Source organism: Paraburkholderia sp. WS6 (assembly GCF_030464835.1).
Classification (GTDB): domain Bacteria; phylum Pseudomonadota; class Gammaproteobacteria; order Burkholderiales; family Burkholderiaceae; genus Paraburkholderia; species Paraburkholderia madseniana.
Map to the genome: position 1 here is coordinate 103,220 of NZ_JALQCK010000008.1, position 18,453 is coordinate 121,672.

Below are 18,453 nucleotides of genomic sequence, written 5' to 3' on the forward strand. Positions count from 1 at the left end.
GCAGCAGCCAAAAACCGCTTACTGAATCTTCGCGTTCTTACGCAGGCCTTCTTCGAACGCCTGCAGCTTTTCCTGCTGGATTTGCTGCACGATCTGCGGACGCACTTGCTCGAGCGGCGGCGGCGCGATGTTGCGCACGTCGTCGACACGGATGATGTGCCAGCCGAATTGCGTATGCACCGGCGTGTCCGTCATCTGGCCTTTCTGCAGATGCGTGGCCGCGTCCGCGAATTCAGGCACGTAGGCCTTCGGATCCGACCAGTCCAGATCGCCGCCGTTCTTGCCCGATCCCGGGTCCTTCGAGAATTGCTTGGCAAGGTCTTCGAAGTTTGCGCCGGCCTTGATCTTGGCGATCAGATCCTTGGCTTGCTGTTCGTTGTCGACCAGGATGTGGTGCAGGTGATATTCCTTGCCGCCCGCGTCCTTGATCAGCGCGTTGTAACGCGCGGTGACTTCGGCGTCGGTCGGCGTGTTGTTCTTCACGAAGTCTTCGATCAGCGCGCGCAGCACGACGGTTTGTTGCGCGACGGAGATTTGCGCCTTGATGTCCGGACGATTCGGCAGGCCGCGGCGCAGCGCTTCCTGCATCAGGATCTCGCGGTTCACCAGCTCTTCGCGCACGGCCATTTGCAGTTGCGGCGTGTTTTGCTGGCCTTGATGAACCAGTTGATCGATCAACGCATCAGCGCGTGCTTTCGGAATCGGCGTGCCGTTCACGACGGCGATGTTCTGTGCGAATGCAGGTGCGGCCGCAAATGCAGCCAGCAATACCCAAAGGCGGGTTTTCTTCAAGGTCATCGAAAGGTTTCCTAGCGGGGCAACAAAGCAAATTCTTCGGGCGTATACGCCGTGATTGCAAGGGCGTGAATGCCGCGCTGCATGGCATCGGCCAGCGCATCATACACCATGCGATGCCGCGCCACGCGGGCTTTCCCGGCGAATGCGGCAGCCACGATCGTGACAGAAAAATGACCGCCGGCGGAGGCGCCCGCGTGGCCCGCGTGCTGCGCGCTGTCATCCGTGATCCGGATCGAGGCGACCGGCGCGAGCGCCGCGGTGAGGCGCGCCTCGATCAGCGCGGCGCGCTCGGCGGTCGTGGCGTGCATGAACACATCGCTCGTCATGTCATTCTTCCTTCATATACTTCGACAACCACAAACTCTGTCCGACGATGAATACCACCAGGCACCCGGTGGCGCCGAACAGCTTGAAATTGACCCACTGGTCGGTCGTGTAGTTGTACGCGACGAACAGGTTCACCAGCCCCAGCAGCACGAAGAAAATCGCCCAGACGATGTTCAGCTTGCCCCAGATCGCGTGCGGCAGCGTGATCTGCTTGCCCATCATCGCTTCAATCAGGTTCTTGTTGAAGGCCAGTTGCGAGATGATCAGCGCGACCGAAAACGCCCAGTACAGCACGGTTGGCTTCCATTTGATGAACGTGTCGTTGTGCAGCACGAGCGTCGCGCCGCCGAAGACGGTGACGACGCCGAGGCTCACCCACAGCATCGGATCGACCTTGCGGTGGCGGAATGCCACCCACGCGATCTGCACCAGCGTGGCGACGATCGCCACTGCCGTCGCCGTGAAAATGCCCCAGATCTTGAAGGCGACGAAGAACAGGATGATCGGGAACAGATCGAACAGGAATTTCATTATCTGGTCGGGAATTCGGAGAGTGGGTTGGAGAGTCGGAGAATTGGGGACGCGGCGCGGGGCGCCCGGTGGCAGGGATGCTGCTTAAAACCCGCCGCGGCAGCCGGGAACGGCGCGTTGCGCTGTTCGTAGCATGATTGCCGCGCCGGGTCGACCGCCGGGTTGACCGGTTTGCAAGCCGGATGAAGGGTGTCGCGGCCGGCGCGCGCCTGATGACAGACGCCGGCCGCGCATCATTCAACGGGCGCCGGACTCCGCGCTGCGTTACTTGGGCTCGAATTGTAACGCAGCCGAATTGATGCAGTAACGCAGACCGGTCGGCGCCGGTCCGTCTTCGAACACGTGGCCCAGATGCGCGCCGCAGTTCTTGCACTGCACTTCGATGCGCAGCATGCCGTGCGTGCGGTCGGTTTTCTCGGCGATCACTTCGCCGTTGATCGGCTTGAAGTAGCTCGGCCAGCCGCAGCCGGCGTCGAACTTGGTGTCCGATTCGAACAGCGGCGTGCCGCAGCAGACGCAGTCATAGATGCCGCGGTCCCAGTGGTCGTGATAGCGGCCGGTGAAGGGGCGCTCGGTGGCCGCGTGGCGTGTCACCTGGTATTCGATGTCGGAGAGCTGTTCGCGCCACTCGGCGTCGTCTTTCTGCACGGCGGGGGCGCCGGTGTTGAGGTCGTCGGGCTTGTTCATGGTCGGGGTTCCTGTCTCAAGATTGTTTTGGGGGCTCGTTACGAAGAGCAACTCACTTCCAGCGAGCTGGCCCAATCCGGCGGCAGCCCCGCATACGCTTCGTTTTCCGGTTGCTCGTCGAACGGGCGGCGCAGGACGGCTGCCAAGCGTTCCACTTCGGAGAAGTCCTTCTCTTTCGCTCGGCGGATCGCCGTTTCTGCCAGATGATTACGAAGTACGAATTTGGGGTTCACACGGTTCATTGCAATGGCGCGCGCGGCGTCGTCGCGTGTTTCTTCGGACAGTCGTGCGCGGTAGTCGTTCACCCATGCGTCGAATGCGGCGCGGTCGAGGAACAGGTCGCGTACCGGCGCGTCGCCGCTCGCATCGTGTTTGGAAATGCGCGCCAGATTGCGGAAGGTCAGCGTGAAATCCGCACGGTTGGCGTGCATTACTTCGAATAGACGGTTGATCAAGGTGTCGTCACCGTCGCGCTCGCTTTCGAGGCCGAGCTTGGCGCGCATGCGTTTCTCCAGCGCCGGCGCGAAACGCTCCTTGAAGCCGCCGAGCACGCGCTGCGCGTCTTCGATCGCCTTGTCGCCACGCACGCTTTCCTCATGCTTGACACCCAACAGCGGCAGCAGACCCTGTGCGAGGCAAAAGAGGTTCCAGTACGCAATCTGCGGCTGCATCTTGTACGCGTAGCGGCCTTGCGAGTCCGAGTGATTGCAGATGTAGCCGGCGTCGAAGCCGTCCATGAAACCGAACGGGCCGTAGTCGATCGTGAGACCGAGGATCGACATGTTGTCGGTATTCATCACGCCGTGGCAGAAGCCCACGGCTTGCCATTCGACCATCAGATCGGCGGTCGAATTCACGGCTTCATTCAGCAGCGCGAGATACGGATCGTCGGCTTCGCGGCAATGCGGATAGAAGCGCTCGATCACATGATCGGCGAGCGCGCGCAGTGCATCGACGCGATCGTTCGAATAGAAATGCTCGAAGTGCCCGAAGCGCACGAAACTCGGCGCCACGCGCGTGACGACCGCCGCGGTTTCGACTTCCTCGCGGCGCACTGGCTGGTCGGAGCCGATCACGCACAGCGCGCGGGTGGTCGGAATGCCGAGGTGATGCATCGCTTCCGAACACAGATATTCGCGGATCGACGAACGCAGCACGGCGCGGCCGTCGCCCATACGCGAATAGGGCGTGCGGCCCGCGCCTTTGAGCTGCAGCTCGAAGCGCTGGCCATTGTGTTCGACTTCGCCGAGACCGAGCGCGCGGCCGTCGCCGAGCTGGCCCGCCCACACGCCGAACTGATGCCCCGAATAGACCGACGCATACGGCAGCGCTTCGGAAGGCCACTCACGCGTGGCGTTGCCTGAGAACAGTTCGGCGAACCCCGGATCATTCTGGAGCCCCGGCTCTAAACCGAGCAACGCGGCGGTCTCTGCGGAGAACCCAACCACGTAGGGCGCACTCAGCGGCGCCGCGGGCAGGCGTGTCAGAAACACGCTGCCGAGCCGCGCAAATGCGCTTTCGGGCGAGGTGATCAGTGCGTCGGAAAGAGCCGATAAAGGCCCGGATAACCCTGCAATGCTTGGGGAAAACGACATGTTGAGCGCCTCTGGATTAACCGATATTGTAAGTCCGCGCCCGCGGCGGTGCTGGCGGGCTGTTAGTCCGAGGTTTGGCCAGACACGCGCCTGCGTGCCGGACGTCTTCTGCCGGAGCGCGTCTGGCGCCGTTTCAGCGCACGCCGCGCGGACTCGCCGCAGCGTTTCGTGCGATTCAAACGTGACTCAAACGGAGCGCGCCGCGCGGCCCCCGAGCTACAACCCCAATGACGCAAACAAGGCGAGGAGACCTCTCTTTATGACGACGCCGCTGCTTGGCCAGATGATGGACGTGCCGCTCACCGTGTCCTCGTTGCTCGCGCATGCCGCGCGGCATTTCGGCGACACCGAAATCGTGTCGCGGCGCATCGAAGGCGACGTGCATCGCTACACCTACCGCGACTGCGAAAAGCGCGCGAAGCAGCTGGCGCAGGCGCTGATCGCGCTTGGCGTCGAACCCGGCGAGCGGGTGGCCACGCTGGCCTGGAACGGCTACCGGCATCTGGAAGCGTATTACGGCACGACGGGCTTCGGCGCCGTGTGCCATACGATCAATCCGCGGCTCTTTCCCGATCAGATCGCCTACATCGTCAACCACGCCGACGACGCCTACGTGCTCTTCGACACCACGTTCGCACCGCTCGTCGATGCGCTGGCGCCGCAGTGCCCCAAAGTGCGCGGCTGGATCGCACTGGCCGATGAAGACCATCTGCCGGCAATGCAAACGCCGGTGCTGAGCTACGAAACCTTGGTGGAAGCGCAGGACGGGAATTACGATTGGCCGGCCATCGACGAACGGCAGGCATCCTATCTTTGCTATACGTCCGGCACCACCGGCAACCCGAAAGGCGCGCTGTACTCGCACCGCTCGACCGTCCTGCACGCGTTCGGTGCAGCGCTGCCCGACGCGATGAGCCTGTCCGCGCGCGACTCCGTGCTGCCGGTCGTGCCGATGTTCCATGTGAACGCCTGGGGCATCCCGCATTCCGCGCCGCTGACTGGGGCGAAGCTGGTCTTTCCCGGCAAGGATCTCGACGGCAAATCGCTGTATGAATTGATGGAAAACGAACGCGTCACGTATTCGGCCGGCGTGCCGACCGTGTGGCTCGGCTTGCTCAACTACCTGCGCGAAGCCAAGGTGCGTTTCTCTTCGCTGAATCGCACGGTGATTGGCGGCTCGGCTTGTCCGCCGGCCATGCTGCGAGCTTTCGAAGATGAATACGGCATACAGGTGATCCATGCATGGGGCATGACGGAAATGTCGCCGCTCGGCACCTTGTCGAAATTGACGTGGGAGCAGAGTCAGCGGCCGTTGGCGGAGCAGCGCAAATTGCTCGAAAAGCAAGGCCATGTGCTGTACGGCGTCGATATGAAGATCGTCGGCGAAGACGGGCGCGATCTGCCGTGGGACGGTGTGGCGTTCGGCGATCTGCACGTGCGCGGCCCTTGGGTGATCGACCGGTATTTCCGCAAGGACGATTCGCCGCTGGTGGACGGCTGGTTTCCGACCGGCGACGTCGCCACCATCGACCGCGACAGCTTCCTGCACATCACGGATCGCTCGAAAGACGTGATCAAGTCGGGCGGCGAGTGGATCAGTTCGATCGACATCGAGAACGTCGCGATCGCGCACCCGGCGGTGGCCGAAGCCGCGTGCATCGCCTGCGCGCATCCGAAATGGACCGAACGGCCATTGCTGGTGATCGTCAAACGGGCGGGTTTCGACGTGACGCGCGAGGAACTGCTCGCGTTCTACGACGGCAAGGTGGCCAGATGGTGGATTCCCGACGACGTCGTCTTCGTCGACGAACTCCCGCATACGGCCACCGGCAAGCTGCAGAAACTCAAACTGCGCGACATTTTCCGCGACCACATCCTGCCGTCCGCGCTCGAAGACGAGAAGGATTGCCCCCTGACTCCGCTTGCCAGGGGAAACCCCGTCTAACGATAAATTGAACGAGCGTGCTTTTTTGTGTATTCTGCCTGCTGACCCCGGGGAAATCGGAGCTAAAGTCGGACAATGAGCCGACTCGATCAACCGGACAGGCGGCGCGTCATGCGCCGCCTCATCGCACGGAGGCAGGCAGATGGCAGTGGACTACACAACTCATGACGGCGTGGCCGTCATCACGCTGAACAATCCCCCCGTAAACGGTCTCGGCCTCTCGACTCGAGCCGGTATCGTCGAAGGGATCGAGCGCGCGCAGAACGATCCGGCCATCAAGGCGATCGTGCTGACGGGCGCCGGCAAAGCCTTCTCGGGCGGCGCCGACATCACCGAATTCAACACGCCGAAGGCGACCCAGGAGCCGACGCTCCATACGGTTATCAAGGTCGTCGAGGGCAGCGCCAAGCCGGTTATCGCCGCGATTCATAGCGTCGCGATGGGCGGCGGGCTGGAACTGGCGCTCGGTGCGCACTATCGCATCGCCGCACCCGGCGCGCAGATCGCGCTGCCGGAAGTGAAGCTCGGCATCCTGCCGGGCGCGGGCGGCACGCAGCGTCTGCCGCGCGCAATCGGCCTTGAAGCCGCGCTCAACATGATCGTCTCCGGTGCGCCGGTGCTGTCGGAGAAGCTCGCTGATTCGGGTCTGTTCGACGAAGTCGTGGAAGGCGATCTGGCCGAAGCCGCGCTCGCGTTCGCCCGCAAGGTCGGCGCGAAAACGGGCCCGCATCCGAAGGTGCGCGACCGCAAGATCGAGCATCCGAATGCCGCCGGTTTCATCCAGTTCACACGCAATACGGTCGCGGCGATGGCGAAGAATTTCCCGGCGCCGCTGAAGTGCATCGACGCCGTGGAAGCGGGCGTGCAGAGCGGTTTCGACAAGGGCCTTGCATTCGAACGCGAATGCTTTATCGCGCTCGTGCAGACGCCGGAAAGCCACGCGCTGCGTCATGCGTTCTTCGGCGAACGCGCCGCGAGCAAGATTCCCGATGTGCCGTCAGACACGCCGGCGCGCGACATCAAGCAGGTGGCCGTGATCGGCGCCGGCACGATGGGCGGCGGCATCGCGATGAACTTCATCAACGCGGGCATTCCGGTCACGCTGCTGGAAACGAAGCAGGAAGCGCTTGACCGCGGCATCGCCACGATCCGCAAGAATTACGAAGCCACCGTCAAGAAAGGCAAGCTGAAGCCCGAAGCGCTGGAACAGCGCATGGCCTTGATCACGCCGACGCTCTCCTACGACGACCTGAAAAACGCCGACCTGATCGTCGAAGCGGTGTTCGAGGAACTCGGCGTCAAGGAGCAGGTGTTCAAGCGTCTCGACGAAGTGGCGAAGCCCGGCGCAATCCTGGCCTCGAACACGTCGACGCTGGATGTCGACAAGATCGCCGCTTTCACGAAGCGTCCACAGGACGTGGTCGGCATGCACTTCTTCAGCCCGGCCAACGTCATGAAGCTGCTCGAAGTGGTGCGCGGCAAGGACACGGCGAAAGACGTGCTCGCCACCGTCATGAAGCTTGCGAAGAAGATCAAGAAGACCGCGGTGGTCTCGGGCGTGTGCGACGGTTTCATTGGCAATCGGATGATCGAGCAGTACATCCGCCAGGCGCTCTTCATGCTCGAAGAAGGTGCGCTGCCCGCGCAAGTGGACAAGGCGATCGAGAAGTTCGGCTTCGCGATGGGCCCGTTCCGCATGAGCGACCTCGCGGGTAACGACATCGGCTGGGCGATCCGCAAACGCCGCTATCAGGAACATCCTGATATGCACTACTCGAAGATCGCCGATCGTCTGTGCGAGACGGGGCGTTTCGGGCAGAAGACCGGTGGCGGCTGGTACGACTACAAGGCGGGTGACCGCACTGCGTATCCGTCGAAAGTGGTCGACGAGATGATCACGTCGTTCTCGAAGGAAGCCAACGCTGAGCGCCGCAAGATCAGCGACGAAGAAATCGTCGAGCGTCTCGTGTTCGCGCTCGTCAACGAAGGCGCGAAGATTCTTGAGGAAGGCATTGCGTCGAAGGCGTCGGACATCGACATGGTTTATCTGACCGGCTACGGCTTCCCGCTCTATCGCGGTGGTCCGATGCTGTACGCGGATACGGTCGGCCTCTACAACGTCGAGCGCGCGATTCGCCGCTATGCGTCGCGCCCGAATGGCGACGCGTGGCAATTGGCGCCGAGCATCGCGGAACTCGCGGCAAAGGGCCGTGGGTTCAACGGCTGAAGCGCCGCCGCTCAGGCGAAATGAGTGAAATGAATGAAGTAGGGCGACTGAGCGATCCGCCAGCGCGCCCACCATCACCAGCCAACTTGCATGGGACCCGAGTAAGAGCTTTGCGTGGGACCCGAGTAAGCGCTAAAGCGCCAACTCGGGTCGACAGCTAAAGCGCCAACTCGGGGCGACCGCTTTGCATGGGATCCGAGTAAGCGCTAAAGCGCTAACTCGGGTCGACATAGGAGAGACATATGACTGACGCCGTAATCGTATCGACCGCCCGTACGGGCCTCGCCAAATCATGGCGCGGTGGTTTCAACATGACGCACGGCGCGACGCTAGGCGGCCATGCGACACAGGCCGCTGTCGAGCGCGCGAAGCTGGACCCGGCGCGCATCGAAGACGTGATCATGGGCTGCGCGAATCCGGAGGGCGCGACGGGCATGAACATCGCGCGCCAGATCGCACTGCGCGCCGGTTTGCCGGTTAGCGTGCCGGGCATGACGGTGAACCGCTTCTGTTCGTCGGGTTTGCAAACCATCGCACTGGCCGCGCAACGCGTGATCGCCGGTGAGGGCGATGTGTTCGTCGCGGGTGGCGTGGAATCGATCTCGTGCGTGCAGAACGAGATGAACCACCACATGCTGACCGAAGGCTGGCTCAGCAAGAACAAGCCGGAAATCTACTGGTCGATGCTGCAGACCGCCGAGAACGTCGCGAAGCGCTACTCGATCTCGAAGGAACGTCAGGACGAATACGGCGTGCGCTCGCAACAGCGCGCCGCGGCCGCACTCGAAGCCGGCAAGTTCAAGGACGAGATCGTGCCGCTGACGGTGCTGGCCGGCGTCGCCGACAAAGCGAGCGGGCGTCTCTTCACGAAGGAAGTCACGGTCAGCGCCGACGAAGGCATTCGTGCCGACACGACGCTCGAAGGCGTGTCGAAGATTCGTACCGCGATGCCGGGCGGCGTGATCACCGCGGGCAATGCGAGCCAGTTCTCGGACGGCGCGTCGGCTTGCGTCGTGATGAACGCGAAGGTCGCTGAGCGCGAAGGGCTGCAACCGCTCGGCATTTTCCGCGGCTTTGCGGTGGCCGGTTGCGAGCCGGACGAGATGGGTATCGGTCCGGTGTTCGCGGTGCCGAAGCTGCTCAAGCAGGCAGGCCTGAAAGTCGAAGACATCGACCTGTGGGAGCTGAACGAAGCGTTCGCGGTGCAGGTGCTGTATTGCGCCGACAAGCTCGGTATTCCGCACGACCGCCTGAACGTGAACGGTGGCGCGATTGCGGTGGGTCACCCGTATGGTGTGTCGGGCGCGCGTTTGACCGGCCATGCGCTGATCGAAGGCAAGCGGCGCGGTGCGAAGCTGGTCGTCGTGACGATGTGCATCGGCGGCGGCCAGGGGGCGGCGGGCCTGTTCGAAGTGGTTTGATCAGGCGCGAAAGTGGGCTTGATTAAAAGCGGGTGTCGTGTGGTGCGATGTGACGTGCAGGCATTGAATCCACGGCACCCGTTTTTTTATCCGGGTGGGTTTGGCTCGCCTCGGCCGCGGGCAAGAATCACCGGCATCGACTGGCGGCACGGACCGAGCCGCATCAGGGCAAAGCAGTACCGAGCGTCGGCAGGCTTAACGTACCTTGATCGACGAAGCGTGTCGTGCCTGTCAAGCCGCCGGCGAGCTTGCCGCGCAGGATGTACGGAATCTGTCCCGACTGCGCGGAGTCCGCTTGCACGGCGCCTGCGAAGGCGAACGCCTGGCGAACCGCGGCGAAGGCGGGCACCGTCAGCGGTACATTGACGACCGTTTCGCCGAAGCGCGGCACGGTGCCGCTCTGATCGCTGACACCGCTGGCGAACGGCTTGCCGTTCAGTTCGAGAGCAAGCGACACGCCGTCGAAGTTGACAGCGGATTCATTGGGATTCTGTACGCGCAGTTTGACATTGAAGCGCATCTCCAGGCCCTGACCGTCGACCGGTTCGATGCCGGCCACGCTCACGCGCAAAGGGTCGCCGCCGAACAGACCGGCGCAGCCGTTGAGCGTCAGCGTGATGACGGCGAGGATCGCGGCCAGACGGGCGTGACGGCGGGACAGCAGTACGCGAAAGAAGAACATGACCGGCACCTCGAAGGAAGCGGGTTGGGTCATGCATTGTAGCGGGGTGTTCCGCGGCAGCAGAGACGTTTCAGGTGACGCGCTGCAGCTGCGTTTTGACGAGGTTCGTCAGCTTGCGCACGGCTTGACTGATGAAGCGGTGCCGCTCGTTTTCAGCGCGCCGTGGCTCGACGATGAACGCGGCGGATTTCGCATGCGCTGTGCTGATCGACACGACGCCGCGCTGTGGCGTGATATAGCGTTCGCCTTCATGCAGCGTGATCGACGTGACTGGAACGGCGTCTCCCAGCCACGCCAGCGAATGATCGCGGAAGTCGAGTCGCAGATTGCCTTCGACGGCCACGATCGAGGTTCGTGCGCGCAAATCGTGCACGGCCATCTGACCGGCGGCAACGCGCGAGGTGGCGGCATCGTGAGGCAAACCCGTGCGAGGTTGAGTGATGGGCATGACCGATTCCCTTAAACCGTTTTCATGCCACACAGCTTATTGAGTCCGTCCGAGTGAAAACAGACGCAATAATGGACAATGTGAACCGGTACAAGGCGGGGTTTAAACATGCTGTATCGGTTGGAATCTCGCGGATGTGTATCTGTCCCTACGCCCTAACTATCCGCACCATCGGCTCATGAGCACTTCTACCTCGATACCCGACGCACAAGCGGCGACGTGCACGGATGGCCGCCCCCTCTACCGCCAACTGGCCGACCAATACCGCCGCGCGATCGATAACGGTGCGCTGCGTCCCGGCGATCGCATGCCGTCGATGCGCGCCTTCATGCAGCGGCACGGCGTGAGCCTCGCAACCGCGACCGAGAGCTATCGAACCCTGGAACGCGCGGCGCTGATCGACGCCCGGCCACGTGCCGGTTATTTCGTGCGCGCCCGTCAAACGGCGGCGCTGCCCGCGGCAACCGAGCCCGACCTTGCGGTCGTGCCCGGCGCCGCGCAGTTCGTCGGCATCCATTCGGCGATTTCGGCGATCGTGTCGAAATTCCAGCGCTATCCCGACGCGCTGAACCTCGGCGGCGCGACCGCATCGCCCGATCTTTATCCCACCGACGCTTTGCAGAAGGCCGCGCTGCGCGCCTTGCGCCGACGGCCGACCTTGCTGACCGCGGCCGGACCCGATCAGGGCGATCCCGAACTGCGCGCCATCATTGCGCGCCGTGCGCTCGACGCCGGCATCCAGATCGGCGCGGACGACGTGATCATGACCCACGGCGGCATCGAGGCGGTGAACCTGGCCTTGCGCGCGGTGACGCAGCCGGGCGACACGGTCGCGGTGGAATCGCCGTGTTTCTTCGGCTTGCTGCAGGTGCTTGAAAGCCTCGGTCTGCGCGCGCTCGAAATTCCGGCCAGTCCGACCACCGGCATTGCCATCGAAGCGTTGGCGTTCGCGCTGCAAACGCATCCCGACATCAAGGCGGTCGTGGTCGTGCCGAATCTGCAGAACCCGCTCGGCAGCGTGATGCCCGATGCGCACAAAGCACGGCTCGTCGAACTTTGCGCGCGAGCGGGCATTCCGCTGATCGAAGACGATCCCTACCGCGAACTCGCCGACACCGGGCAGCCGCCCAGATCGTTGAAGGCCTGGGATACCGACGGCACGGTGATCCATTGCACGTCGTTCAACAAAACGCTCGCTCCGGGCATGCGGGTCGGCTGGATCAACGGCGGACGCTGGCATCCGCGCATCGGCATGCTGAAGTTCGCGCAATCGCGCCATAACGAGCAGTTGTCGCAAGTCGTGCTCGCCGAATTTCTGGAAACGAATGCGTATGAACGGCATCTGCGGCGTTTGCGCGACCGTCTGCGGATTCAGCGCGAACGGATGGCCGCAGCAATCGCCGCATCGTTTCCCGAGGGCACGCGCTTCACGCCGCCGGGCGGGGGTATGTTTTTCTGGATCGAGCTGCCGCGTGACGTGTCATCGGCTGCTTTTTTCGATGCGGCCTTGGACGAAGGTATTCGCGTGATGCCGGGCACGGTGTTTTCGAACGCAGGGCGCTTCGATCATTTCATTCGCCTGAGTTGCCCGAGTACGGATCTCGATCAGGCCGATGACGCGGTGCGCAGGTTAGGGCGTCTGGCGGTGCGGAGGGTAGCGCATGCGCGAACGCCGTAGCGGTTATGATTTCCTGCTGTGCTAAGTCCCGGCCCAACGAACTGAATCGAAGAAGGTGATCCCGTGATCCGTCATATTGTGATGTGGAAGCTCAAGGAAACTGCAGAAGGTGCCTCGCGTGCCGAAAACGTCCTGAAGCTGAAGGAAAAACTCGAAGGCTGCCGCGACATTGTTCCGGGCATGCTCAAGCTCGAAGTCGGCATCGCGGCACCGGGCCTCGAATCGACCTACGACATCGTGCTGGTGTCGGACTTCACCGACAAAGCCGCGCTCGACGCCTACCAGGCCCATCCGACGCACACGGCGCTGAAGGGCTTCGTCGGTGCGGTGCGCGAATCGCGTGAATGTGTCGACTACGAAATCTGAAATCCGCAATGACCGACTCATCCTCATCTAAAGCGAGCAGCGCGACGCTGCCCGAAAGCCCGTTCGTCGACCGGCTCGGCGCGCAACTCGTCTCGGCGGCGGACGGCGCCAGCGAGGTCGTGTTGCCGCTGCAACCCGATCACATGAATACGTGGGATGTCGCGCATGGCGGCGTGACCATGACGCTCGCCGACGTCGCGCTTGCGATGGCCGCGCGCAGTCTGGCCGGCGACGGCGTCGGTGTGGTCACCGTCGAGATGAAGGTCAACTTCATGCAACCGGGTCGCGGCGAATTGCGCGCCACCGGCCGCGTGCTGCACCGCACGACCACCATGGCCTATTGCGAAGGCGAGATTCGCGACAGCGAAGGCCACTTCGTCGCCAAAGCACTCGGCACTTTCAAATATATGCGCCGCCTCGCCGTGGGCCGCGACGTGACGCGACAGCGTCTGCGCAGCGATCCTTCGGCGAAACCCGGCCCAAGCGACGGTTAATCACCGGATGAATAGCGTGCGTGTCGAGAGCCGTGCCCGCTGACTCCTCTTTTGCAGACGCTGTTGGTTCGAACTATTAGCCGATCACATCGGTAACTCATGGAGACGATCGTCATGCCCCAGATCAACCGTCAACTCGTGCTGGCTTCGCGTCCGCAAGGCGCGGTTACGCCCGATAACTTCAAGCTTGTCGAAACGCCGCTGGCGCCGCTTGCCGATGGCGAATTCCGCGTGCGCAATCACTTCCTGTCGCTCGACCCGTATATGCGCGGCCGGATGAGCGACAGCAAGTCGTACGCAGCGCCGCAGCCGCTGAACGAAGTGATGATTGGCGGCACGGTGGGCGAAGTGATGGAGTCGAAGAATCCGAAGTTCGCGGTTGGCGATAAGGTCGTCGCGATGTTTGGCTGGCAGGAGTACGGCACCTCGAACGGTGCGGGTGTGCAGAAAGTCGACGATACGCATGTGCCGCTGTCGGCGTATCTTGGCCCGGTCGGTATGCCCGGCGTGACGGCCTGGTACGGCCTGAACAAAATTATCGTGCCGAAAGCAGGCGAGACGGTGGTGGTTAGCGCGGCGAGCGGAGCCGTGGGCAGCGTGGTCGGGCAACTGGCCAAGCTGGCCGGTGCGCGCGCAGTCGGCATCGCGGGCGGCGCGGACAAGTGCCGCTATGTGGTCGAGACCCTCGGCTTCGACGCCTGTGTCGACTACAAGGCCGGCAATCTGTATCAGGAGCTCAAAGCTGTGACGCCGAATGGTGTCGACGGTTACTTCGAGAACGTCGGCGGCGAAGTGCTCGACGCGACGCTCGCGCGCATGAACGCGTTCGGCCGCATCGCGTTGTGCGGGTTTATCGCGGGCTACGACGGCCAGCCGATGCCGCTCAAGCATCCGTCGCTGATGCTCACGCAGCGGTTGCTGGTGCAGGGCTTCATCGTCAGCGAGCATATGGACGTGTGGCCTGAAGCGCTCAAGCAGCTCGGCACGCTGGTCGCGCAGAAGAAGCTGCAATATCGCGAGACCATCGCGCAAGGGCTCGATGCCGCGCCTGAAGCGTTTATCGGTCTCCTGAAGGGCAAGAACTTCGGCAAGCAACTCGTCAAGCTAATCTGAGCGCGGCAGCTGTCGAGCCGCGCATGCGGTAGATGTCGGTGAGACTCGGGCGATAAACATATCGGCTGAGACGGTTCCCAGCGGATAATCCCCGACCGCTAAATCCAGGAGAGGAAGGATGTTCGAATTCGAAGGCAAGGTGGCGGTGATCACCGGTGCGGCAAGCGGTTTCGGCCGGGCGTTCGCGGAGAAGGGCGCGTCGCTCGGCATGAAGCTCGTGCTCGCCGACGTGAATCCCGAGGCGCTCGCGCAAACCGTCGACGCATTGCGCGCCGGCGGTGCGGAGGCGATTGGCGTGCCGACCGACGTGTCCGATGCCGCCCAGGTCGAAGCGCTCGCGCAAGCGGCGCTCGACGCCTTCGGTAAAGTCCATCTGCTCTTTAACAACGCGGGCGTGGGCTCGGGCGGCTTCCTCTGGGAAAGCACGGCGAACGACTGGGCGTGGGTGTTCAACGTCAACGTGATGGGCGTCGCGCACGGCGTGCGCGCCTTCACGCCGATCATGCTGCGGCAGAACGAGCCCGCGCATATCGTCAACACGGCGTCGGTGGCGGGCTTGTTGTCGCCGCCCGCGATGGGCATCTACAACGCCTCGAAGCACGCCGTCGTGTCGTTGACGGAGACGCTTTATCACGACCTGCAGTTGGCGCAAGCCGGGCATACGGAGGGCGGTGCAGTCGGCTGTTCATTGTTGTGTCCGGCCTTCGTGCCGACCGGCATCGCCGACGCGGAACGCGCGCGGCCCGCGGATTTGCGCAACGATAGCAGGCCGACCCGCTCGCAGATCGCCGCCGGCAAGCAACTGCAACGCGCGGTGCAATCGGGCAAGCTGACCGCAGCCGACGTCGCCGACATCACGTTCGAAGCGATCGCTGCGCGGCGTTTCTACATCGTCACGCATCCGGGCATCATGGCGACGGTGAAGCTGCGTCACGAGGACATCGAGCAGTTGCGCAATCCGACCGATCCGATGTCGCTGAAGCCCGAAGTGAAGAACCCGAGCTAGGTGCTGTTTCCCCACTTTTGATCCACTAACCTTCGCCGCCCACGCGCCACTCGACGCCCAATGCCGCTGAACCCGAAAATCGAGCAGGTGCTCGACATGATCGCGCGCGCGAAACGCCCGCAACTTCACGAGTTGACTCCGCAACAGGCGCGCGCGTCCTACGAAAAAAGCGCGCCGATCCTGGAGATCGCGAGCGCGCCAATGTTCGCGATAGAAGACCTGCGCGTGCCGACACGCGACGGCGCGACGATTCGTGCGCGGCTTTATCAACCTGTCGAGCCGAGCTGGGCCGAGCCTGCGCCGGCGTTGGTGTATTACCACGGCGGGGGCTTTACGGTCGGCAGCGTCGCTACGCACGATGCGTTGTGCCGGATGTTCGCGCGCGACGGACGTTGCACGGTGCTGTCGGTCGATTACCGGCTCGCACCCGAGTACAAATTTCCCACCGCCGTTGAAGACGCATTCGATGCGTTGACCTGGCTGCACGCGCATGCCGCGGAGTACGGTATCGATGCGGAGCGGCTGGCGGTGGGCGGCGATAGCGCGGGCGGCACGCTGGCAACGGTGTGCGCGGTGTTGGCACGCGATGCGGGCATCAAACTCGTGCTGCAATTGTTGATTTATCCGGGCGCCACGGGCTATCAGCAAACCGATTCGCACTCGCGCCTCGCCGATGGCTTCCTGCTGTCGGGCGACACGATTCAATGGTTCTTCGACCAATACGTGCGAGATAAAAGCGACCGCGACGACTGGCGTTTCGCGCCGCTCGACGGGACGCGCGGCGCGCCTGATTTCAGCGGCCTTGCACCGGCATGGATCGCGACCGCCGAATACGATCCTTTAAGCGACGAAGGCGACGCGTATGCGGAGAAACTACGCGCAGCGGGCAACCGGGTTGCGCTAAAACGCTACCCGGGCATGATTCACGAGTTCTTCAAGATGGGTGGCTACGTGCCTGATGTCGCAGAGGCACATGCGGATGCCGCCGCGGCTTTGCGGGTGGCGTTCGGTGTGGAGTAATCGTCGTTCCGTGTAAAACGGCCGGGCGGCCGTCAAACTCGCGTCAGGCGATCTCGCGCTCGACATTGAACGCGAAGCTGCGCTCGAAGTCGCCGGGCCGTACGATCCGGTGCGAGCCGTTATCGTCGCTGCGTTCGGCGGCCGCCACGCTGATCACCTCGCCATGCGCCACCACGCGCACCGCGGTCGTGCCACGCGTGCCATATTCCGGCGTTTCGATAAACGCCGCCGACAACGCGCGCTCCCGTTCGAGCGGAATACCGGTGGACGGCAATTCGTCATCGCGCGCGAGGCGCGGATCGCGCATCAGATCGATCAGGCGCTCAAGCGGCGGCATTGCATCACGCGTAAGCATGGCGCCCAGTTCCGCGCGCTTTTTAACCAGCTTCGGCCAGGCGGTATCGAGCACCGCGTTCGAGATGCCGTGCGTGCCGGACTCGAGCAGTGTGGGTGCAGTGTTCGACCGGTTGCAGTACCAGCCGAGCTCGCGGCGCGTCCAGTCGCCGACGAGCAGATTGAATCCGTTGTAGATGTCGCCCGTTTGCGCGACGTGTTGCAGATAGTCGAGCGGCGTTTCGTGCGGCCCGTTGTCCGAGCCTTTTGCCGGGTCACTGAGCCAGTCGCTCACAAGCGTGCCGCGGGTCGGCGCATCGGCGCGCATTTCATGCGGCGCGCGGTAATTGGTCAGCGCGGCGAAGCGGCCATCGCGCGACATGCCCAGCCACGTGCCGCCGCCCACCAGATCGCGGCCGGCCAATACGGTCGGCGCGTCATGCCACCAGTTGATCGGCTCCGCGGTACGGCGAAAAAATTCGTCGCGATTCGCGGTGAGCGTGAAGAGCGGTCCGTCGACCGCATCGGGTCGCCAGTCGAAGACGATCAGGCACATCGGGTGGTGTCTCCCGGTGGGGGCGGTGGAGGAACAGATGCCATGAAAAAGCGGCGCTCGATTGCGCCGCTCGGGTTTCGGCGTTTAAACCTCAGTCGGCAACCCATACGGCAACGCCAGGAACTTCAGCGCCGGCCCCTCCGCCGCGCCCAGATGCACCGTGCCGCCTTCGAGCGCCGCCAGCTTGATCTCCACCAGCACGTCGACACCACCTTCCGGCGCCGACGCCGCATTCACCACCATCCCGCACGGCTGGCCCGGATCGTTCGAATGGAAAAGTTCGGCTCCGGCCCTGACCGTCGCCAGTTCACCCGTCACGTTCGCGAGCGAGGTGCGCCGCTTGATCGTGCCGCGATACTGGCTGCGCGCCACCACTTCCTGACCCGGATAGCAGCCTTTGCGGAAATTGACCGCGCCGAGCACGTCGAAGTTGACCATTTGCGGCACGAACTGCTCGACCACCGGCTGCGTGATGCGCGGTTCGCCTGCGCGAATGTCGAGCCAATCCCATACCGCCGGCGATACGCGCTTGAGCTTTTCGTCGAGCAAGGGCAGGCGCGCCTCGACCGCGGCCTTCGGGCCGACCCACAGATAGCGCAGCCGGCCCAGCGCGTCCGGAACGCGAATCAGCGACCCCGCCGTGCCGTCCACCTGGACGTGCACGCCGTCGGGCAGCGCATCGAACACGCCGGAAAGCGCTTTGCGCACGTCGCCCGCGAGACCCACCACTGTCAGTTCGCCGCTCGCATCAACCAGCTTGGCCTTGGCGCGCAGAACGAACATGGACAGCCGTTTCTGCACGGCGGCCTGCACGTCCTTCGACACCAGCAAGCGGATCGTCTCGCCGGTGCGCCACGTCAGGAACGACGCCAGCAGCCGACCCTTGGCCGAACAATAGCCCGCAAGGCGCGCATTGGCTGCGTCGAGGTGCTGCGTGTCGTTGGTCAACTGGCCGTGCAGGAAGCTCGCCGCGTCGTCGCCGGTCGCGTCGATCACGCCGAACTGCGTCAGCGGCATGTAGGCGCCTTGCCCGATGACAGCGTCGAATTCCTCAGCGGCGGGCCGCGGCAAAGCAGGAAGTCCGACGGGCGCGGAAGCCTGTGCCGTCGCAGCGGTGCCCGTGTGAGCAACTGCGGGCGCAACTGAAGGCGTGCCTGAAGCGGTAGCGAGCGGTGTGTTCATGGATTCCGGGAACAGTCAATTCTGACTTTAGCTAAGGCAAACAA

18 protein-coding genes are annotated in these 18,453 nt (G+C 63.4%); 9 read left to right on the forward strand and 9 right to left on the reverse strand.

The genetic code is table 11. The features are described from left to right. Positions 1-18: 18 nt before the first annotated feature. The 5 genes from M0D64_RS12190 to M0D64_RS12210 all read right to left on the reverse strand — a co-directional run bounded on the left by M0D64_RS12190 (position 19) and on the right by M0D64_RS12210 (position 3,938). Positions 19-798, reverse strand: coding sequence for a peptidylprolyl isomerase (locus tag M0D64_RS12190; protein ID WP_266257869.1), 780 nt, complete (start codon positions 796-798; stop codon positions 19-21). Positions 799-809: 11 nt separating this feature from the next. Next, positions 810-1,124 carry a BolA family transcriptional regulator gene (locus M0D64_RS12195; RefSeq protein WP_054042675.1) on the reverse strand — a complete coding sequence of 105 codons (315 nt, stop codon included), beginning with the start codon at positions 1,122-1,124 and terminating at the stop codon, positions 810-812. A 1-nt stretch (position 1,125) separates the two neighbouring features. Then, complete coding sequence (locus tag M0D64_RS12200; protein ID WP_154559244.1) at positions 1,126-1,656, reverse strand: septation protein A; 531 nt, start codon at positions 1,654-1,656, stop codon at positions 1,126-1,128. 264 nt (positions 1,657-1,920) lie between these two features. Further along, on the reverse strand, positions 1,921-2,343 hold the full coding sequence (msrB, locus tag M0D64_RS12205) for a peptide-methionine (R)-S-oxide reductase MsrB (protein ID WP_154559245.1): 423 nt from the start codon (positions 2,341-2,343) through the stop codon (positions 1,921-1,923). A gap of 38 nt (positions 2,344-2,381) precedes the next feature. Further along, a complete protein-coding gene (locus M0D64_RS12210; RefSeq protein WP_266257870.1) occupies positions 2,382-3,938 on the reverse strand; it encodes a YdiU family protein in 1,557 nt (518 codons plus the stop codon). A gap of 259 nt (positions 3,939-4,197) precedes the next feature. On the opposite strand from M0D64_RS12210, the gene M0D64_RS12215 reads away from it, so the two are divergent. The 3 genes from M0D64_RS12215 (at position 4,198) to M0D64_RS12225 (ending at position 9,531) form a co-directional block, all read left to right on the forward strand. After that, positions 4,198-5,883, forward strand: coding sequence for a 3-(methylthio)propionyl-CoA ligase (locus tag M0D64_RS12215; protein ID WP_171925717.1), 1,686 nt, complete (start codon positions 4,198-4,200; stop codon positions 5,881-5,883). 142 nt (positions 5,884-6,025) lie between these two features. Beyond that, a complete protein-coding gene (locus tag M0D64_RS12220; RefSeq protein WP_266257871.1) occupies positions 6,026-8,110 on the forward strand; it encodes a 3-hydroxyacyl-CoA dehydrogenase NAD-binding domain-containing protein in 2,085 nt (694 codons plus the stop codon). A 242-nt stretch (positions 8,111-8,352) separates the two neighbouring features. Beyond that, positions 8,353-9,531 (forward strand): acetyl-CoA C-acyltransferase, encoded by a 1,179-nt coding sequence (locus M0D64_RS12225; RefSeq protein ID WP_154559249.1) that lies wholly within the window; start codon positions 8,353-8,355, stop codon positions 9,529-9,531. 163 nt (positions 9,532-9,694) lie between these two features. Here M0D64_RS12225 and M0D64_RS12230 read toward each other — a convergent pair whose 3' ends face one another. Then, entirely contained in the window at positions 9,695-10,213 is a 519-nt protein-coding gene (locus tag M0D64_RS12230) for an LEA type 2 family protein (protein ID WP_154559328.1), read from the reverse strand. A 70-nt stretch (positions 10,214-10,283) separates the two neighbouring features. After that, on the reverse strand, positions 10,284-10,661 hold the full coding sequence (locus M0D64_RS12235) for a hypothetical protein (protein WP_266257872.1): 378 nt from the start codon (positions 10,659-10,661) through the stop codon (positions 10,284-10,286). 178 nt (positions 10,662-10,839) lie between these two features. Here M0D64_RS12235 and M0D64_RS12240 point away from each other — a divergent pair, with 178 nt between their 5' ends. The 6 genes from M0D64_RS12240 (at position 10,840) to M0D64_RS12265 (ending at position 16,338) form a co-directional block, all read left to right on the forward strand. Continuing rightward, positions 10,840-12,339, forward strand: a complete 1,500-nt coding sequence (locus M0D64_RS12240; RefSeq protein WP_266257873.1) for a PLP-dependent aminotransferase family protein — start codon at positions 10,840-10,842, stop codon at positions 12,337-12,339. A 63-nt stretch (positions 12,340-12,402) separates the two neighbouring features. Then, positions 12,403-12,705 carry a Dabb family protein gene (locus tag M0D64_RS12245; protein ID WP_266257874.1) on the forward strand — a complete coding sequence of 101 codons (303 nt, stop codon included), beginning with the start codon at positions 12,403-12,405 and terminating at the stop codon, positions 12,703-12,705. An 8-nt stretch (positions 12,706-12,713) separates the two neighbouring features. Then, positions 12,714-13,199 carry a PaaI family thioesterase gene (locus tag M0D64_RS12250; RefSeq protein WP_266257875.1) on the forward strand — a complete coding sequence of 162 codons (486 nt, stop codon included), beginning with the start codon at positions 12,714-12,716 and terminating at the stop codon, positions 13,197-13,199. 114 nt (positions 13,200-13,313) lie between these two features. Next, positions 13,314-14,312 carry an NADP-dependent oxidoreductase gene (locus M0D64_RS12255; protein WP_266257876.1) on the forward strand — a complete coding sequence of 333 codons (999 nt, stop codon included), beginning with the start codon at positions 13,314-13,316 and terminating at the stop codon, positions 14,310-14,312. Between the two features lie 118 nt (positions 14,313-14,430). Then, positions 14,431-15,318, forward strand: a complete 888-nt coding sequence (locus M0D64_RS12260; RefSeq protein WP_266257877.1) for an SDR family oxidoreductase — start codon at positions 14,431-14,433, stop codon at positions 15,316-15,318. A 60-nt stretch (positions 15,319-15,378) separates the two neighbouring features. Continuing rightward, positions 15,379-16,338, forward strand: coding sequence for an alpha/beta hydrolase (locus M0D64_RS12265; protein WP_171925710.1), 960 nt, complete (start codon positions 15,379-15,381; stop codon positions 16,336-16,338). Between the two features lie 43 nt (positions 16,339-16,381). Here M0D64_RS12265 and M0D64_RS12270 read toward each other — a convergent pair whose 3' ends face one another. Next, positions 16,382-17,227 (reverse strand): NRDE family protein, encoded by an 846-nt coding sequence (locus M0D64_RS12270; RefSeq protein WP_266257878.1) that lies wholly within the window; start codon positions 17,225-17,227, stop codon positions 16,382-16,384. Between the two features lie 84 nt (positions 17,228-17,311). Beyond that, positions 17,312-18,409: a folate-binding protein YgfZ gene (locus M0D64_RS12275; RefSeq protein ID WP_266257879.1), complete on the reverse strand. Its 1,098-nt coding sequence runs from the start codon at positions 18,407-18,409 to the stop codon at positions 17,312-17,314. Between the last annotated feature and the right edge of the window lie 44 nt (positions 18,410-18,453).

Bases quoted from the DNA above. Each gene is read 5' to 3' on its own strand.
- M0D64_RS12230 (WP_154559328.1), bottom strand. From the start codon at position 10,213: ATGTTCTTCTTTCGCGTACTGCTGTCCCGCCGTCACGCCCGTCTGGCC.
- M0D64_RS12265 (WP_171925710.1), top strand. From the start codon at position 15,379: ATGCCGCTGAACCCGAAAATCGAGCAGGTGCTCGACATGATCGCGCGC.
- M0D64_RS12200 (WP_154559244.1), bottom strand. From the start codon at position 1,656: ATGAAATTCCTGTTCGATCTGTTCCCGATCATCCTGTTCTTCGTCGCC.
- M0D64_RS12220 (WP_266257871.1), top strand. From the start codon at position 6,026: ATGGCAGTGGACTACACAACTCATGACGGCGTGGCCGTCATCACGCTG.
- M0D64_RS12195 (WP_054042675.1), bottom strand. From the start codon at position 1,124: ATGACGAGCGATGTGTTCATGCACGCCACGACCGCCGAGCGCGCCGCG.
- M0D64_RS12190 (WP_266257869.1), bottom strand. From the start codon at position 798: ATGACCTTGAAGAAAACCCGCCTTTGGGTATTGCTGGCTGCATTTGCG.
- M0D64_RS12225 (WP_154559249.1), top strand. From the start codon at position 8,353: ATGACTGACGCCGTAATCGTATCGACCGCCCGTACGGGCCTCGCCAAA.
- M0D64_RS12240 (WP_266257873.1), top strand. From the start codon at position 10,840: ATGAGCACTTCTACCTCGATACCCGACGCACAAGCGGCGACGTGCACG.
- msrB (WP_154559245.1), bottom strand. From the start codon at position 2,343: ATGAACAAGCCCGACGACCTCAACACCGGCGCCCCCGCCGTGCAGAAA.
- M0D64_RS12260 (WP_266257877.1), top strand. From the start codon at position 14,431: ATGTTCGAATTCGAAGGCAAGGTGGCGGTGATCACCGGTGCGGCAAGC.
- M0D64_RS12210 (WP_266257870.1), bottom strand. From the start codon at position 3,938: ATGTCGTTTTCCCCAAGCATTGCAGGGTTATCCGGGCCTTTATCGGCT.
- M0D64_RS12255 (WP_266257876.1), top strand. From the start codon at position 13,314: ATGCCCCAGATCAACCGTCAACTCGTGCTGGCTTCGCGTCCGCAAGGC.
- M0D64_RS12270 (WP_266257878.1), bottom strand. From the start codon at position 17,227: ATGTGCCTGATCGTCTTCGACTGGCGACCCGATGCGGTCGACGGACCG.
- M0D64_RS12250 (WP_266257875.1), top strand. From the start codon at position 12,714: ATGACCGACTCATCCTCATCTAAAGCGAGCAGCGCGACGCTGCCCGAA.
- M0D64_RS12215 (WP_171925717.1), top strand. From the start codon at position 4,198: ATGACGACGCCGCTGCTTGGCCAGATGATGGACGTGCCGCTCACCGTG.
- M0D64_RS12275 (WP_266257879.1), bottom strand. From the start codon at position 18,409: ATGAACACACCGCTCGCTACCGCTTCAGGCACGCCTTCAGTTGCGCCC.
- M0D64_RS12235 (WP_266257872.1), bottom strand. From the start codon at position 10,661: ATGCCCATCACTCAACCTCGCACGGGTTTGCCTCACGATGCCGCCACC.